Source organism: Actinopolymorpha sp. B11F2, assembly GCF_040195635.1.
In the GTDB taxonomy this organism is placed as follows: domain Bacteria; phylum Actinomycetota; class Actinomycetes; order Propionibacteriales; family Actinopolymorphaceae; genus Thermasporomyces.
On record NZ_JBEFTX010000006.1, the window covers coordinates 270,095 to 286,654 of the forward strand.

The 16,560-nt window shown below is 68.0% G+C and carries 17 protein-coding genes and 1 tRNA gene; 5 read left to right on the top strand and 13 right to left on the bottom strand.

The annotated features are described in order from the left end of the window. Nucleotides 1-23: 23 nt before the first annotated feature. Nucleotides 24-878 (bottom strand): hypothetical protein, encoded by an 855-nt coding sequence (locus tag ABN034_RS14050; protein WP_349691429.1) that lies wholly within the window; start codon nt 876-878, stop codon nt 24-26. A 115-nt stretch (nt 879-993) separates the two neighbouring features. After that, nucleotides 994-1,371, bottom strand: a complete 378-nt coding sequence (locus tag ABN034_RS14055) for a helix-turn-helix domain-containing protein (RefSeq protein WP_349331877.1) — start codon at nt 1,369-1,371, stop codon at nt 994-996. Between the two features lie 690 nt (nt 1,372-2,061). Between ABN034_RS14055 and ABN034_RS14060 the strand changes: the two genes are divergently transcribed. Beyond that, nucleotides 2,062-2,547: a hypothetical protein gene (locus tag ABN034_RS14060; protein ID WP_349691430.1), complete on the top strand. Its 486-nt coding sequence runs from the start codon at nt 2,062-2,064 to the stop codon at nt 2,545-2,547. Between the two features lie 189 nt (nt 2,548-2,736). Then, nucleotides 2,737-3,399: a class I SAM-dependent methyltransferase gene (locus tag ABN034_RS14065; RefSeq protein WP_349691431.1), complete on the top strand. Its 663-nt coding sequence runs from the start codon at nt 2,737-2,739 to the stop codon at nt 3,397-3,399. A 135-nt stretch (nt 3,400-3,534) separates the two neighbouring features. Here ABN034_RS14065 and ABN034_RS14070 read toward each other — a convergent pair whose 3' ends face one another. Further along, a complete protein-coding gene (locus tag ABN034_RS14070) occupies nt 3,535-3,681 on the bottom strand; it encodes a hypothetical protein (RefSeq protein ID WP_349691432.1) in 147 nt (48 codons plus the stop codon). Between the two features lie 212 nt (nt 3,682-3,893). Here ABN034_RS14070 and ABN034_RS14075 point away from each other — a divergent pair, with 212 nt between their 5' ends. Continuing rightward, nucleotides 3,894-4,691 (top strand): GAF and ANTAR domain-containing protein, encoded by a 798-nt coding sequence (locus ABN034_RS14075; protein ID WP_349691433.1) that lies wholly within the window; start codon nt 3,894-3,896, stop codon nt 4,689-4,691. A 95-nt stretch (nt 4,692-4,786) separates the two neighbouring features. Here the strand turns inward: ABN034_RS14075 and ABN034_RS14080 are convergent, their stop codons facing one another. Then, nucleotides 4,787-5,827, bottom strand: a complete 1,041-nt coding sequence (locus tag ABN034_RS14080; protein ID WP_349691434.1) for an MASE1 domain-containing protein — start codon at nt 5,825-5,827, stop codon at nt 4,787-4,789. A gap of 218 nt (nt 5,828-6,045) precedes the next feature. Here ABN034_RS14080 and ABN034_RS14085 point away from each other — a divergent pair, with 218 nt between their 5' ends. Then, nucleotides 6,046-6,261 (top strand): hypothetical protein, encoded by a 216-nt coding sequence (locus ABN034_RS14085; RefSeq protein WP_349691435.1) that lies wholly within the window; start codon nt 6,046-6,048, stop codon nt 6,259-6,261. Nucleotides 6,262-6,497: 236 nt separating this feature from the next. Here the strand turns inward: ABN034_RS14085 and ABN034_RS14090 are convergent, their stop codons facing one another. The 8 genes from ABN034_RS14090 to galU all read right to left on the bottom strand — a co-directional run bounded on the left by ABN034_RS14090 (nt 6,498) and on the right by galU (nt 12,738). After that, nucleotides 6,498-7,001 carry a GNAT family N-acetyltransferase gene (locus ABN034_RS14090; protein WP_349691436.1) on the bottom strand — a complete coding sequence of 168 codons (504 nt, stop codon included), beginning with the start codon at nt 6,999-7,001 and terminating at the stop codon, nt 6,498-6,500. A gap of 299 nt (nt 7,002-7,300) precedes the next feature. Further along, a tRNA-Ala gene (locus ABN034_RS14095) sits at nt 7,301-7,374 on the bottom strand. Nucleotides 7,375-7,531: 157 nt separating this feature from the next. Beyond that, nucleotides 7,532-8,479, bottom strand: a complete 948-nt coding sequence (sepX, locus tag ABN034_RS14100; protein ID WP_349691437.1) for a divisome protein SepX/GlpR — start codon at nt 8,477-8,479, stop codon at nt 7,532-7,534. Between the two features lie 84 nt (nt 8,480-8,563). Continuing rightward, nucleotides 8,564-9,274 (bottom strand): GNAT family N-acetyltransferase, encoded by a 711-nt coding sequence (locus ABN034_RS14105; RefSeq protein WP_349691438.1) that lies wholly within the window; start codon nt 9,272-9,274, stop codon nt 8,564-8,566. Then, nucleotides 9,271-9,843 (bottom strand): MogA/MoaB family molybdenum cofactor biosynthesis protein, encoded by a 573-nt coding sequence (locus tag ABN034_RS14110; protein ID WP_349691439.1) that lies wholly within the window; start codon nt 9,841-9,843, stop codon nt 9,271-9,273. The genes ABN034_RS14105 and ABN034_RS14110 overlap by 4 nt, the downstream gene beginning before the upstream one ends. An 11-nt stretch (nt 9,844-9,854) precedes the next feature. After that, the gene (moaC, locus tag ABN034_RS14115) at nt 9,855-10,334 is read right to left on the bottom strand and encodes a cyclic pyranopterin monophosphate synthase MoaC (RefSeq protein ID WP_349691440.1); all 480 of its coding nucleotides are present in this window, start codon (nt 10,332-10,334) and stop codon (nt 9,855-9,857) included. A gap of 189 nt (nt 10,335-10,523) precedes the next feature. After that, entirely contained in the window at nt 10,524-11,747 is a 1,224-nt protein-coding gene (glp, locus tag ABN034_RS14120; protein WP_349691441.1) for a molybdotransferase-like divisome protein Glp, read from the bottom strand. Between the two features lie 55 nt (nt 11,748-11,802). Continuing rightward, the gene (gene galU / locus ABN034_RS14125) at nt 11,803-12,738 is read right to left on the bottom strand and encodes a UTP--glucose-1-phosphate uridylyltransferase GalU (RefSeq protein WP_349691442.1); all 936 of its coding nucleotides are present in this window, start codon (nt 12,736-12,738) and stop codon (nt 11,803-11,805) included. A 368-nt stretch (nt 12,739-13,106) separates the two neighbouring features. Here galU and ABN034_RS14130 point away from each other — a divergent pair, with 368 nt between their 5' ends. Then, nucleotides 13,107-13,718, top strand: coding sequence for a 5-formyltetrahydrofolate cyclo-ligase (locus ABN034_RS14130; RefSeq protein ID WP_349691443.1), 612 nt, complete (start codon nt 13,107-13,109; stop codon nt 13,716-13,718). A gap of 158 nt (nt 13,719-13,876) precedes the next feature. Here ABN034_RS14130 and ABN034_RS14135 read toward each other — a convergent pair whose 3' ends face one another. Further along, nucleotides 13,877-16,477, bottom strand: coding sequence for a penicillin acylase family protein (locus tag ABN034_RS14135; RefSeq protein ID WP_349691444.1), 2,601 nt, complete (start codon nt 16,475-16,477; stop codon nt 13,877-13,879). Nucleotides 16,478-16,560 lie beyond the last annotated feature (83 nt).

Consider the following 16,560-nt stretch of genomic DNA (forward strand, 5'->3'; position numbering starts at 1 on the left):
TGAGGTGGAAGAGGCCGCTCCACTCACAGGGGAAGCGTCACGCACAGGAGCCGGCCGACCTGGATGGTGCACGACTGCGTCGGGTCCGTGGGTGGTTCCGGGTCCGTGGGTGGTTCCGGGTCTGTGGGCGGCTCGGGGTCGGTCGGTGGTTCCGGATCGGTCGGTGGTTCCGGGTCTGTGGGCGGCTCGGGGTCGGTCGGCGGCTCGGGGCCCAGATCTGTGGGCGGCTCCGGATCTGCCGGGGGATTACGCGGGACCGAACTTGGCGGCACGTCACCACCGGTCGGGGCCGGATCAGGCGTCGCGGGCGCCTGCCGGTCATCGCCGGTCGACGCCTCGGGCCCAGGCGGGGCCGGCTCGCCAGCTGACTCAGGATCCTCGGCTTCCGCGGTGGGAGCCCTCGGCGTCGGCTGCGCGGTGGGTGCCCTGGTCGGGAGCGAGGCCTGTCGTCCCGGCGCCTGCTCCCGCGCCTCGGGATCACCGGTGGGTGGCCCCATCGCGGCGAAACTCACCGCACCAGCCGCGGCCGCGAACGCCACCCCCGCCAGCACGGGGTGTTCGCGTACGCGGCGGGCGAGCGCGGTCGCCGCCGTTCCGGCCGCGGCGCCAACCATGAGTCCGCCCTTGATGAGCAGCAGCCTCGCCCGGCGTTTGGGTTCCGGTTCGTCAGCCATGGCCGCATCGACGCGGGCCATGATGGTGGCGGCTTCTTCTCTGGAGGAGATCCGCGCCAGCGCTCCACTCAGCTCGGTCCGCAGCGCCGTCACCTCAGCGCGCATCTGCCGGTGAGCACGGCGGCTCACCGTGCGCGCGACAATCCAGGCACCAACGATCCCCAGCGCCGCGATCGCCACGCCGATATAGACCCCCAAGGACACAACGGACGTTTTATCACCTCGTCATCGCGCTGCACAGTCCGGTGCGCGGTGCGTCACAAGCCGAGCGGTGCGTCACAACCTCCGCGCGGGTACGGCCAACCTCCGGGCGACGCGCTCAACCCGCCTGGGCCGCATCATCGCGACCCGCCCGCTCCAGCAGCTCCAGGATGAGCAGTCGCCTGGTCTCCTCGGGCAGCGCCTCGAGCGCCCATATCTTTTCCGCGGCCTCCTTGACCGACAGCGGGCCGGTCTGGCCCGCGGCCGCCTCGACGTTCTCCAGACCTTCCACGTCACCCGGTTCCATGTACCCCGCCGCGACGAACGCCTCGGGCACCGGTCGTCCGTACTCCACCGCCAACGCGCGGACGCTCTCGGGCTTCGGGTCGGACGTCTTCCACCGGTTGACGCTCGACGGCGATATCCCGAGCCGCCGGGCGATCTCATGCTGACTCGACCGCCGGGTGATCCGCTGTACGTAGTTCCACCAGCTCATACTTCGTAGCGTATGCGCAATACCCCCGGTCCGCGCAACCTCGCGGCCACGGCTGGAGTATCTCCCCGCACAGGTACTTCTCTCCTGGACGTACTTCCCCCTGGGCGTACCTCCTTCCGGTCCTGGGCGCGTCCTCTCGTCCGACGAGCTTCTCTTTATCGGCACTCTTCACGCTCACGCGTGCTCCACCACTCCGTGCGAGCCCTCGTGGAAGCCAGGCGAGTCGCTCGACGGCTGGGCTTGCACATTCATTGCGCTTGCGCAATACTGATGCCGCATACGCAACACCGCTCGGCGCGGAGCGGCGGTGGGGGGATTGCGTGGGCACGTAGGGGGTCCGCGGCAGGGGGATGCGCCACTGGGGCCGTTTCAGTGGTGCATGTGCGGAGGGGGTGGCAGGACCGGGTTGCCGGTCCTGCCGCCGCACAGGTCGTCGCTCAGGGGGGAACAGCTGCGCCTCGTTGGTGTGCGGCCGTCGCGGGTGGATCGGTGACTCCACGCGACTGGGTGGCCGGCGCGGATCAGCTATGCACCGAGAACGGTGAAGATTGCCGCCTGCACCCGCTTGTTCTGGCGACGAGTGACTCAGCAGGTCGGGGCGAATGGCGAAATCTGGCAGGTTCGAACCCTGCCCGTCCCACGCTGCCCACGTAGGGCAGGTCCAGAGAGGAAAGGGTACGGGGAATCCGTATGCAGATTCGACGCAACATCATCAAGGGTGCCGCGATTAGCGGTATGGCAGCCGCCCTGCTCGCGGGTTCAGTCGCTTCGGCAGCGTGGATTGCGAACGGCAATTTCAGCTTCGACGTTCCGGGCGGCGAGATGGCCGACCTGGAGGTGACCAACGTCTCGGTGACCACGGACGGCCTGCTGCCGACCCAGAAGGCGGACCTGAAGTTCCGTATCAAGAACCTCAACCCGGTGGCCGTTCGTGGAGTTGCGAAGGCCAACACTCCGGCCATCGTGACGTCCTCCGTGCCTGGCTGTGAGACCCACCTCGTGGTCGCGCCTGGTACCACGTCGAGCCATGCGTACGTCGACGAGCGGTTCGAGGCTGGTGAGGCCAAGAACTTCGTCATCGAGGACGCGGTGTCTATCTCCAACACCTCTCCGGATTCCTGCGAAGGCGCGGACTACACGGTGAAGATCCAGACGAGCGCGACCAGCGCTGGCTAGTCGAGGCAGGTGTCGACGCAGAGGGCCGGGCAACGATGCCCCGGCCCTCTCGCATTCGCTGAGGTTGCGCGACGGCAGTGCCGCTGCTCAGCGGGTAGGCGGTGACGACCGGGCACCGCAGGAGAACGCATGCCAGACTGGTCTCCAGCCTGTGCGTGATGCTGCGATGGGAGCGATCCCATGGCACCGGTGGCCCGATACGATGCCGTAGCCGAGTGGTTCGACACTGTCATGTCGGGCGGTGGACCGACACCCGACCAGACCATGTTCTGGGACCTGCTTGGCCCGGGAACCGGCCGGTGCCTGGACCTCGGGTGTGGAACAGGTGCGCGGGCCCCCGGAATCCGGAATCTCGGTTGGCACACCGTCGGCATCGACCTGTCCCGCGAAGAGCTTCGGATCGCCCGTGCCTCACGTCGGCTCGGCGCTGTCGCGTGCGCGGACGCGGCCCACCTACCCGTGGCATCGGAGAGCATGGACGCTGTCGTGAGTCTGGCCACGCATACGGACTTCGACGACTGGGCCTCCGCTGTGCGGGAAGCCCAGCGCGTCCTCCGGCCCGGAGGCGCTTTCGTCTACGCAGGCGTCCATCCATGCTTCATCGGCCCATTCTCCGAACTACGCGATGACGGCACACGCATCCTGCACGAGGGCTATCGCGACACGCAGCTTCACTTCACCGGACCGGGAATAGGCGACGGTATCCGCAGCCGGGTCGGCGTCCGGCACCTCCCACTTCCCGACCTGCTCAACCCGGTTCTCACAGCCGGGCTGCGTATCAACAAGGTTGTCGAGTCACCAGAACGCACACTGCCGCTGCTGCTCGCGTTTCGAGCAGAACGTCCGACATAGCTTCCTCGCTCCACTCCGGGCGGCGGCGCGGCGCCGTCTGGGCACGGCGTGGGCAAGCGGGCGGCGCGGCCGGGTAGCTCACGCGACGCAGCGCAACGGGGTCAACCGGAGCGAGATGGCACGTCGAGTGGCGCGTCACGCGGGGTCGAGTACGCGGTTCACGATCCACGCGTGCTTGCCGACCTGGCGTACGCGCTGGAATCCGTACTGCTCGAACAGCTCGACCGTCGCGGACGCCAGCCAGTGCCCGCTTACGCCCGAGGACCTACCGCGTGACCCCATTGGCCGCTTCTGGTCGGCAGATCATCTATGACTCGTGCCACTGTGCGGTCATGGACTGGAGAGATCTGCCTCTGGAGGACATGATGCACACGGGTCACGCCGACATGGTGCGCGAAGCGGTCGGGCGTAACGTTTAGAGCGGTGAGGCTCATCCGTTAGCGGCGTTCCAGCCGAACTGCCCATATGGGGAAACAGGTCAACGGGTGGATCAGATGGCAATCGAGTGGCAGCATCACACAGACCAACGCGACGAGATTTCGTCGACGTTGCTCGGCTCTGTGCAAACACTCTTGGTGACAGGACCCCACGTCGAGGCTTATCTCAATAAGGTGGCATGGCTCGCCGCAAATGTCGTCCAACCGCCAGCCTCGTGCGGTATCACCGCACATTACGATGGGCGGCCCGGCACCGTCGCCGCAAGCGATCAACGCGCACCCTTGCTGGACGAGAAGCAGTTCGCGGTAGACGAAGGACCGTGCCTGCAGACATTGCGGACCGGAGAGATCGTCGATGTGTCCGATCTGCAGGTCGACGATCGCTGGAAGCGGTACCGCGAGCAGGCTCTCCGACTAGGCGTCAGATGCTCATTGAGCTTCCCGTTGAACAACGTGGACGGGCAGACGGTCGGCGCCCTGAACATGTACGGGTACGACCGTCCACACGCCTTCAACGGCATCGAACGCCGACTTGCGGAAATGTATGTAGTCCAAGCCTCCACAGCGCTCGGACTAGCGATGCGTCGCACCGGGAAGGCTGATGTGACGGCACAACTAGCGCAGACACTGACGTCACGGACCTTTATCGATCAGGCTCTGGGAATTTTGATGGCAAAGCGAGGCTGCAATGCCGACGAGGCGTTCAATGTGCTGCGAAAGCGTTCCCAAAGCTCTAAACGCCCTCTTCGCGAAGTTGCAGCAGAGCTCATTGCCCAGGTGAGCGGCACCGCTCCGATACCACCCCAACCTTTCGAGCCACGATCCGCCGAACACGATCCAGGAACTAGTCGTTAAGAGAGCACTGCCCCATCAATGGGCCCACCGTCCTCGACGCCGGCCTACGGACGTGCCGACAACAGTGACCACCGCCAGGCGGCGCAAGGCGGAGGCTAGGTGTCGTCCGGATTCTGTTTTCTCACCCCAGGTTCGTGGGGAATGTCCCGCATCATCGAGAGGTACTTCTGTCCGGGGAGCATGCTGTCCTGCAGACGGGCAAGGGCGTCGGTCAGCGTGGCCACCGCCTGTTCGATCTCCGCGCGCGACCTCCGCCACGCGGTGATGACAACAGCGAGGAAGAGGCCGGACAGGACGACAGTCCCCTCGAACACCTGCAGGATCGTGATGTTGGCCAGCAGCGGACGTCCAGCGAAGAGGCCGTATCCATGTGCGGCAGCGTCGATCGCTATGGCGGACACGATGAGGTTGCATGGCGCGACGCCCGGCAACTGGAAGCGCCATGCTGCCCAGATCACGAGGGGAAACGCCAGGAAGAGCAGGCCGAGGTTTCTCGTCGCAGCCATGCTGACGGTGAACGTCACGAGAAGGAGAAGCGCCATCTCCAGCCACCTCACCCAGCCAGCACCGAACGCCCGCCGGATACGAAGCAGGACGAGCAGGAAGGGAGTCACGACCAACACGCCCAATACGTCGCTGGACCACCAGACAGCCCAGACGGCCAGGAACCCGGCAGGTTCCCCCACGGTCAGGAACGTGATCGCAACCGCGCCGAGGGTCGCGCTGATCGTCATCGCGCCGAAGGCTGCGATAAGAACCAGGGCGAAGGTGTCTCGGAGTCGATCGAGTTCCTTCCTGAAATCAACCGACCGGAGCAGAACGTAAGCGCAGACCGGCGCGAGTGTGTTCCCCAGAGTGACCAGCAGGGCAGCAGATGGCGGCAGAAGAGGCACAGTGGCCGCCAGGGAACCAATAGCGATTCCGGGCCATGTCCAGGTGCGGAGACCAAGGGTCAAAAAGCACGCCAACGCGACACCCGCCGGAATCCACAGCGAGCGGACAGGACCACCGAATGGTGCGCTCAGGAGCAGTCCGACCACGGCCGCGAGGTAGTACGCGAGTGCGACCCCGAGAATCCGCAGCCCGATCACCCCACCAGCGCTTAGCTGATCACGATGAGTCCAGGCTGAACCCATCTTGCAAAACTACGGCCAAGCCCCAACCTGAGCCACCGTCACCCCACAACCTGCCCACGGGAAGGACGCGGGCCGCGACCCGGAAAGGCGTGGGCCAGCCAGATTGAACTGCTTACATGACGCCAGTTGCACGCCCGTCGGACCTCCTGCTATTGCCCTTGTGGATGGTGTCGGACAGGATGATCCGGCCGCAGCTCCTCCTAGCCAGGATCGAGATCATGAGTACCGCTGCCAACAACGAAACGGAGCTCCGTCTCATGCCCCAGTCACTCTCCAACAAGAGGACTGCGGTCATCCTGCTCGGAATCGCCCTGCTGCTGATGCCCGTCGCCGCTATTGTCGGCGGCGCCACGCGGTGGGTCGTGATTGCCGGGTCCGTCGTCATGCTGTTCCTCTGCGCGTACAACATCAACGTCAAACAACCGGCGCACTGACCGCTCATGACGACGGCGGTTGTGAGCTTCCGTGCCGCCGCCAAGACCTTGGGCGCGAACTCACCGCAGTCGAGGATGTCTCCTTCGACGTGCCCGCAGGGCGGCCACCCGCTCTGCCAGTGCACGTCCGGCCAATGACCGGCTTTCCCGGCGGGATTTTGGCAATCCCCAGTAAGGGTTTGGTCAGGGCTCGACCATGAGGTCGACCGCGCCCGATCAGGGGGTCAGGTCAGCGTTCAGTCCCGGAGAGCGGCTCGAGAGATGTCGAGGTCTTCGGCGAGCAAGTCCATGAGGAGCGCATCGTTCCACTCGCCCGTTTCGAGGTTGCGTTCATAGCGACGCATCACGCCGACCGGCTTGAAGCCGACCTTGCAGTAGCACCGGATGGCTGCTGCATTGTCCGCTCGTGGGTCGATGACAACTCGATGATGTCCCAGGTCACGGGCGAGATGGACGGCAAGCGTGCGAACGGCATCGGTACCGATGCCCTGACCGTGGTAGGGCGTACCGACGAAGATGTCGATGCTGGCGTGCCGGTACTCCGGATCTGGGTTCTCATTGGACTGGATGAAGCCGACGATGGATCTGTCGAGCAAGATCGTGTAGCGAGTCGCCGCTGACCCTTCGAGGGGCCAGTCGTCACCGGGCGACCAGCCGCGTGGGCGAAGTTCGCGGAGCCGCGGGACATCGGCCACCTCAAGGGTGCGCAGTGAGACCAGCTCGCCTGGCAGCTCGGGCATCGGCTGAGCCTACCGAGAAGATTCGGCTCCTTCACGTGCCCGCCCGGAGACCCCGAGGACGGCCGCCCACGGCCGCCCGCAAGGGCGGTAGCCGGGCGGTGCTCAGCGGCGCCTTGACCCTTGTAGAGCCGGAAATAGCAGAGCCGCGACATCGGGCTCGCCGTCGGAACGCTTGGGGAACAGGTAGGCGTTCAAGTCCGGTCGCTGCCGTATCCGCCCGGACATCCGCCGAGCAGCAAATAAGCCGCTCACCTGCAGCTTTCGCAGGCGAGCGGCTTACCGCTTCCAGAGTACAAAAGTGGAGCTGAGGGGATTTGAACCCCTGACCCCCTCGATGCGAACGAGGTGCGCTACCGGACTGCGCTACAGCCCCCGGGCGGTCGAGCCGCACTTCTGACAAACGTTCAAAGGCGGCGATCGACCGACGAAGACGATAGCACGGCGCACCGGACGAATCGGCGGCAAGCCCTTGGCGCCGGCACAGTCCCCGGACAGTGACGGCCTGGAGACCTCGAGTTCGTCCGCCTGGCTCAGTCCCCGACAGCACGGCGACGCTCAGACTCCCCGGCGTCAGACTGTGCTTCGTCGAGGGCCGGGCCCGGCTGCTCTGTCTCATCGAGCAGCATCACGGACTCTTCTGGCCGGGAGAGGAGTTCCGCCTCGGGCAGCCGCCCCGATGACCTCGTGCCGGGCTCGCCGAGTTCGACCGTACGCACCGTGCGGGTCGCCTTGGCCTTCGTGACGTATGTCGGCAGGGGCACCTGGACCGGATCCCACAGCCCAGGGTCGGTCGGCTCCCGCGCGGCCGGTACGCCACCGCCGCCGGCACCGGCACCGGCACCGGCACCAAACGACGGGTCAACCCTCACCGACACGGTCCTCGCGTCGGGCGCCGGGCAGTCCGCCGTCTCGGCCAACCGCGCGGCCGTCGTACGGACCACACCATGAGCGGCCGGAGCGCGCCCGGATCGGGCAGATCCGGAAGCCCTCGCGGCACCCTTCCCCTCCTTCGCGCTGGACGGCGAGGCCGACGCCACCGCCCGCACGCCCTGGCTGCGATGCCCCCGGGCGAGAACCGCGCAGATCAGGAGGTACGCCGCGACGCTTCCCACGGGCACCGCAAGCGCCCACCACGGGGCGAGCCGGAACGCACCGAGCACCGCGACGACAGTGGTGAGCCCGATCAGTCCCACCAGGACGCGTCGCCGACGGCGTACGACAGACGACGGGCGCGCAGCACCCGAACGCGGCGGCCCGTACACCGGGGGTCGTCGTTCGTCGTCGCCCGTCGCGTCGCGGGAGTGGTCAGCAGTCGCACCGCGTCCGGAGTGGCGCCGCTCCAGGACGCGTACCGGCGGCGGCGCCCGGTCGACCACCGGTGCCGCGTCGGCCACCTCCTCGTGCCGCCGAATCCACCCGGGAACAAGGTAGGCGGCCCAGGCAGCGACGATCGCCGCGTAGATCAGCCCAGTACCCACGGGTAGAAAAGTACGCAAGCGACCGCGCTTTACCGTGCAGGTCAGACGGTGTGTCGTGAGAGTGCCTTCCACCGACGGCGGAAGTCAGGCCGACGGGCCCTGCTGCGGCGCGGAGGTGCCGCGGTGCCGCTCCTCCATCGCCCGCCTCCGCCGCCACCGGGTGAGCACGCCCTCAGGCACTTCCTCCGCATGCAGGGCGTACGCGACATGGTCGCGCCAGTCACCATCGATGTGGAGGTACCGCGGCCGGATCCCCTCACGGCGGAACCCGAGCTTGTCCACCACCCTGAGGCTGGCGGCGTTCTCCGGCCGGATATTGATCTCGATCCGGTGCAGACCCAGGACGAAGAAGCAGTGGTCACACGCGAGCGCGACAGCCGTCGGCATGATGCCGCGGCCGGCGTACGCCTGGTCGATCCAATACCCGATCTGCGCCCAACGGGCCGAACCGAGCGTGATGCCGCTGACGGTGAGCTGCCCGACCAGTCGCTCCGCGCGGGCGGTGGTGGCATCCGGATCGGACCCGGAGTCGGCGTACGTCACGACGAACGGGAGGCACAGCCCCACCCGCGCCTGCGCGCGGAGCGAGCGGGTCATGGCGCGGAAGCTGCGGGGACGCGGGTCGACACCTGGAGGTGGGGTCGCCTCCCACGGTTGGAGCCAGGCCAGGTTGCGCGACCGCACCTGCCGCCAGGCACCAGCGTCTCGGGTCCGGAGGGGCCGCAGCCCGACTGGTCCCTCGGAAAGCCGTACCGGCCACGGCCGGCGGAGGCTCTGCCTCCCCGCGTGTTTCACTGGCTCCCGCTCACCGCGTCGCGCTTGTCCTGACCACCGTGCTCGTCCTTCGTGCCTTCCCCGCCCTGCGTATCGTGCCCGCCCCGCGTACCTTCCCCGCCCTGCGCAGCAGGGTGATCCCCGCCCCGGATCTGTTCGACCGCGTGCCGCAAGACCGGTGCCAGGACCGCCATCCCGTCCCGGGCGCCGCCGGACGAGCCCGGCAAATTGACGATGAGCGTCGATCCTGCCAGGCCGGCCAGCCCGCGTGACAGCGCCGCGGTGGGTACCCCGTGATCAACACCGTACGCCCGCACGGCCTCAGCGAGTCCGGGTACCTCGACCTCGAGCACCCGACGGGTCATCTCCGGGGTCTGGTCGTTCGGGTTCAGGCCGGTACCTCCCGTGGTGAGAACCACGTCGTACGCCTCGGCGACCGCCTCCCGCAACGCCGTCACGACAGGCTCGCCATCGGGGACCACCAGGGGTTCGTCGGCGGCGAACCCGAGCTCACGCAGCCCGGCCACGAGAATCGGCCCGGCCCGGTCGGCGTAGACACCCGCCGCCGCGCGGTTGGACACCGTCACCACGCACGCTCTCATCATGACCGCCGCCAGTCCCCCGACGTACCGCCCGTCTTCTCCTCGACCCGTACGTCGGTGATCACCGCCGCCGGATCCACCGCCTTCACCATGTCGACGACGGCGAGCCCCGCAGTCACGACGGCGGCGAGAGCCTCCATCTCGACGCCCGTACGGTCGGTGGTGCGGACGCGGGCGGCGATTGCCACGCCCTCGTCGAGCACCGTGAGGTCAACATCGACTCCGGTGATGCCGATCGGATGGCAGAGGGGTACGAGTTCGGGCGTCCGCTTCGCGCCCATGATCCCGGCGATCCGAGCAACGGCGAGCGCATCGCCCTTGGGTACGCCGGGCCCGCGCAGGAGGGCGATCACCTCGGCGGAGACGAGGACCAGGCCGGTGGCCCGCGCGGTGCGGGCGCTGGCCGGCTTCGCCGAGACGTCGACCATCCTGGCCGCGCCACGGTCGTCCAGATGCGTCAACGCCGGCTCTTCGGACATCAGCTCGCTTCCTCTCCTGTCCCAGACCCCGCCTGGCGTGAACGCCGCGTGAGGGACGCCCTCACCCCACAGGTTGGCGTGAGGGGCGCCCTCATCCAATCAGCCCTCGCATGAGAGGCGCCCTCATCCAACTGAGCCTCCTGCGTGAAGGGCCCCTCGTCCAACAGCGCACTGTCGTCTCGGCGTACGTCATCGCGGCGCACCGAGAACCATCACCTCGATCGCCCCGCCCTCAGGCACCTCACGTACACCCTCGGGCACGATGGCGAGCGCATTGGCCCGCGCCAGCCCACCGACAAGGTGCGAGCCGGGACCGCTCACCGGCCGCACCAGCCCCCGTCCGTCCGGACCGACGGTGTACTCCACCCGCGTGAACTGCCGGCGGCCCTCAGACGCCTGCCAACCCGTCGTCGCCGTCGCGGTCACCGTCGGCGTGACAGCCGGGGTGATGCCCAGCATCGCGCGGAGGGCGGGCCGGACGAAGACCTGGAACGAGACGTACGCACTCACCGGGTTGCCCGGCAACGTGAAGATCGGCGTACGGTCCTCACCGATCACGCCGAAACCCTGCGGCATCCCCGGCTGCATCGCCACCCGCGTGAACTCCACCGTGCCGAGACGGCGAAGGGCCTGTTTCACGATGTCGTACGCACCGACGCTCACTCCCCCGCTGGTCACGACCAGGTCGGCGCGGACGAGCTGCTCCTCCAGCACGGTCATGAAGGTCCGCTCGTCGTCGGCGACGACGCCGACGCGGTAGGCGATGCCATCCGCCTCGCGGACCGCGGCGGCCAACGTGTAACTGTTGGAGTCGTAGATCAGACCCTCGCCGAGAGGCTGACCCGGCTCGCGCAACTCCGATCCGGTGGACAGTACGACCACGCGCGGCCGGGGACGGACCTTGACGACATCCCGGCCGGCGGCGGCGAGGACGGCGATCTGTTTCGCGTCCAGGTGTGTGCCCGACGCGACCAGCAGCTGTCCGGTCTCGATGTCCTCGCCGCGACGTCTTATATAGGAGTTGTCACCGGGTGGTCGCCGGATCGCGACCTTCGCGACCCCACCGTCGGTCCACTCGACCGGGATCACCGTGTCGGATCCGCGCGGGACCTGGGCTCCGGTCATGATCCGCAACGCCTGCCCAGGTGCGAGCGCGTGCGCCTGCGTACCTCCGGCCGGCAGGTCGCCCACCACCGGCAGGACGACGGGCGCGTCCTCGGACGCGTGCGCGACGTCCTCGGCACGTACCGCGTAGCCGTCCATCGCGGAGTTGTCGAACGACGGCAGGTCGAAGCCGGCCGTGACGTCCTCGCAGAGGGCGCAGCCGTGCGCGTCCATCAGCTGCTGCTCGAACGGCGGCAGCTCACGGACGCCCGCGAGGACCGCGTCCAGATGTTCCTCGACGCTCTTCACCCGGACATCATCCCCACCCGCGCTACGCCCGCCACACCGGCGGCTTCGGCCGCGCTCACCGGAGCGTCGCCGCTTCCGGCGCGGTCGCCTCGGCGACGAAGCCCTTGAGCCAGGCGAGAAACTCCGGGCCGAGGTCCTCCCGGTCGCAGGCCAGGCGCACGATGGCGCGGAGGTAGTCGGCCTTGTCACCCGTGTCATAACGCCGGCCCCGGAACAGCACCCCGTGCACCGGCCCGCCCCGGTCGGGGCGGTCGGCGAGGGTACGCAGGGCATCGGTCAGCTGGATCTCGCCCCCACGTCCCGGCGGCGTCTCGGCGAGGACGTCGAAGACCTCGGGCGCCAGGACGTACCGTCCGATGATCGCGAGGTTGCTCGGCGCATCGGCGGCGTCGGGTTTCTCGACCAGATCCGTCACCCGGACCACGTCGGGCTGGTCGGTCGGCTCCACCGCGGCACATCCGTACAGGTGGACGTGCGCCGGGTCGACCTCGATCAGCGCGACGACGCTGCCACCCTTGGCCTTCTGCACATCGATCATCGTCGACAGGAGCGGGTCGCGCTCGTCGATCAGGTCGTCACCGAGGAGTACGGCGAACGGCGCGTTGCCGACGTGTTGGGCGGCGCAGAGCACCGCGTGCCCGAGTCCTTTCGGCGCACCCTGGCGTACGTAGTGGACGTCGGCGAGCTCGCTCGACACCGTGACTTCGGCGAGCTTCTCCTTGTCACCCTTCTCGCGCAGGGCCTCCTCCAGTTCGTACGCCCGGTCGAAGTGGTCCTCGAGCGGGCGCTTGCCCCGGCCGGTGACCATGAGGACGTCACGAAGCCCCGCCGCAACCGCCTCCTCCACGACGTACTGGATCGCGGGCTTGTCGACGACCGGAAGCATCTCCTTCGGCGTCGCCTTCGTCGCGGGCAGGAAACGCGTGCCGAGGCCGGCGGCGGGGATGACGGCCTTACGGACCGTGAAGTCGGATGCACCGGAGTAGACCATGGCCCGACCCTAGACGACGGATTCCGGGTAGAGCCGGCTGACTCGCGGCTGACTCGATGGGCGGACACCGACGGCCCGGCAAAGGCGTCGGCACGCCGTCGGCCGTCCGGGCTTCGGCGGGCGTCGGCAGGTAGCGAACCGGCGCCGTCGAGCGGCGAGCGGGCGCGGGCGGGCCGGGCCCCGGCAGTTGGACGGCTGAGCGGCAGCGGTGGCCGTTCGGGCGACGCCGAGGCGGACGCACGCCTGGCATGGTTGCCACAGATCCCGGGATGCTTACCCGGTCAGCAAATTTGCAAGTCTGGCGGTCTGTCCACAGCATTTTCTGAACGCGCCCACCGATGGCAAATGTTGAGGAAAGATAACGAACCATGCGTGGCCGGCGCTTCATGCCTTACGACGTGCACGAGGAGAAGGAACGCCTCCGCCGGCGGATCCTCCTCCAGCGCAGCAAACTGCGGCCTGCGGACCTGCAGGCGGCCGCGGTCGAACTGTGCGAGGTGCTGCTCGGCGTGCCCGAAGTCAGCCGGGCCGCGGTCGTGGCGGCCTACGTCGGCGTAGGCACCGAGCCGGGTACCGGTCCCCTGCTCGACGCCCTTGATCGGCGGGGGATCCGGGTACTGCTTCCCGTCCTCGGGCGTGATCTCGACCTGGACTGGGCGGCCTACACCGGGCCCGGAACGCTGACGCGCGCGCGGCTCGGCCTGCTTGAACCGTCCGGGCGCCGCCTTGGCCGGGAGGCGGTCGCGACAGCTGACGCCGTGCTCGTCCCCGGGCTGGCCGCGGACCGCACCGGCATGCGCCTCGGCCGCGGGGGTGGCAGCTACGACCTCGCGCTGCCGCGGATCGCCCGCGAGGCGTTCAGCTGCGTACTGCTTCACGACGGCGAAGTTCTGGAGGGTGCCGTGCCCAGCGACCGCAGCGACTGGCGCGTACGCGCGGCAGCCACGCCGTCGGGTCTGATCCGCTTCCCGCCCCCGTAGCCGCCGAATGCCGGGGGTCGTCCGTAACGGCGATCGCCTTTGTCGGCAGGGCGCCTGTGATCATGAAGGAAAAGTCGCGTACATGACGCGAAACGTTCATGATCACGTTCATGATCACGGATACCGGCGCCAACCAAGGGACCGAAGGGATCGAGAGGTCATGGCACAAGGACCAGATGGTACCCGGCTGCCTTCGTCACGGCCCGCCTGGTGAACGCCCATGGCACAGTCTTCCCGCCGACCCAGTCCTCGATCTGGTCGTTGTAGTGCGGCGAAGATGGATGCCCTGACACACCGGTGAGGTTGATCCACCGCGACCGGTCGAGGTCTGCGAGGTCGACGACCATCCGCATCGACGGAACGGACGTGACCGAGTAGTCCTCCCCCGCCGCGTCCCACCCGGTCGCGAGCACCGCATCGGAGCCGCCGGCCACTTCGTACGGGCCCCGGTTGAACAGGCGCTCCAGCGGGCCGATCCCACTCGATCCCAACGAGGAGTTGACCAGTTCGAGCTCGTGCAGTTTTCCCCAACGCCACCGCGTCGGATCCTTGGCGAGGTCCTTGGTCAACTCCGCCCTGGCCCGCACCATCGCCTTGGCCAACATCGTGTCCCGGTCCTCACGCACCTTCTTCGTACGTACGTCGTCCCACCATGGGCTGTCGGGTTGGGTGGCGAGCCGGCGCACGACCTCATACCACCGGTCGCCTCCACCCGGCCACGCACCTTGCGGAATCTCATCGCGGAAGGTCAACGCCAGCAGGTGGCGCCAGACCGCGTTGAAGTACGCCGCCGGCGCCGAGTCCACGCCCTGGCGGAAATCCCAACCAGCGAAGAGCTCCTGCGCTTGCGCGGTGAACCCGTCGAGCTTCACCTTCTGCAGGTACGGCACGAGGAACGCGGCATTGGCGTTGTACGTATCGGCCTGGATGCGCAGCATCGTGGCAGTGTCAACCTTGCCTTGCTTCTTGATCGCCGTACGAATGAGATCGCCGATCCGGTCGCTGCGATAGCCGTAGGCCGGCCGGTCGGTGAGATGGTACGGATAGCTTGCCGGTGCGACGGACTGGTTGGCGGTCACGAGGTAGCCCTGCTCCGGGTCGAGCACCGACGGCAGCTTGTCGAAGGGAACCCAGCCGTCCCATTCGTACCTGCTCGTCCAGCCGGGCACCGCCCACTCGCCGGTGCCTTCCCGCCGGACCGGGATCCGGCCGGGTGCCTGGTAGCCGATATGCCCGTCGACGTCGGCGTAGATCAGGTTCTGTGCCGGCACCTCCAAAAGCTCGGCGGCCGACCGGAACTGCGTCCAGTCGCGGGCGGCGTTCAACCGGAAGATGGCCTCGGCGGTGCGGCCGGGCTCGAGGGCGGTCCAGCGCAGCGACACACCCGTCTGCCAACCCCCTTTGCGCGCCTCCTGACCAGTGGCCGACCGGGACATGGCACGGCGTACCCGGTCGTGAACGTCGGAGAGCAGGGGTCCGTGCCTGGTCGCGCGTACCTCGATTCCGACCGGTTCCTCACCTTTGACCCCGATGAGCTCCCGGCGCGTGGACAGCGGCTCACGTTCACCGTCGTACATGTAGGTGTTGCCGTCCACGCGTTCGACGTAGAGATCCATGACGTCGGCGCCGAGGTTGGTGAAGCCCCAGGCGATCTGACGGTTGTGGCCGATGACAACGCCTGGTACGCCGGCGAAGCCGAACCCGGCGACGTCGAACCTGCAGGTGGGGGACAGCCGCCGGCAGTGCAGTCCGGTCTGGTGCCAGACCGAGGGCATCGTGGGCGCGAGATGTGGATCATTGGCGAGAAGGGGCTTGCCGGTGGTGGTGTGTTTCCCTGCGATCACCCAGGAATTCGAGCCGAGGCCGGAACGCCCGTCCGCCCCCGCACCGCCACCTCCGACGCCTTCTCCGTCACGGCCGCGGCCAACACCTTCGATACCGCCTCCGACGCCGAGTGGCGCGCTCGCATCGAGCAGCTGGCGTACTCTCCGCAACGCGTCGGCGGTGCCGGCCGGCAGCGCGGCTCGTCCCGGGCTGCGGGCGACACTCGCAGGCGTCGCACGCCGGTCCGTGACGATGGGCGTGTGTCGGTCGAACGGGTAGGCGGGATAGAGCTCACCGACCCGCGGAGGCGACAGCTTGGTCGAAGCCAAGGCGCGGTCGATCTCGTCGTCCAGGTTCGCGCGGAGGTCCCACGCCATGGCTTTCAACCAGGCGAGCGAGTCGACCGGTGTCCATGCCTCGGGGCGTTCGCCGGGCCCGAGCCGTCCGAGGGTGTATTCGACGGACAGCCGAGAACCGCTGTGTTCGGCGAGGTAGGCATTCACTCCGTCGGCGTAGGCGTTGAGATAACCGCGCGTCTGGACCGACAGCAACGGGAACTCGCGCTCAGCCACCCGCCGCCAGCCGAGGGTACGCACCAGAGCGTCCGTCTCCACCAGGTCGTGGCCGAACCACTCGGCGAGCCGCCCCGCGGTGAGATGACGGCGAAAGTCCATCTCGAAGAACCGGTCCTGCGCGTGGACATATCCCTGTGCCCGAAAGAGATCTTCGGAGGAGTCGGCGTAGATCTGTGGCACTCCGAGGGAGTCACGACGCACGTCCACCTTGGCCGTCAGTCCGGGTAGGGCGGCGCGGCCATCGTAGGTGGGCAGCGACCTGCGGACGCTCACGATCACCGCACCCGCCGAGGCGACGAGGGCGAAGACGAGAATGATCGCGAGGCCCAACACGAGCCGGGCCAGAAGGGGTCGTCGCACCCTCCGCAGCCTAATGGCTACGTCCCGCCGCCGAATCGCCATCATCGAGGCTCCACTCGTTGTCTTCATGGTGTGAAGCCGGG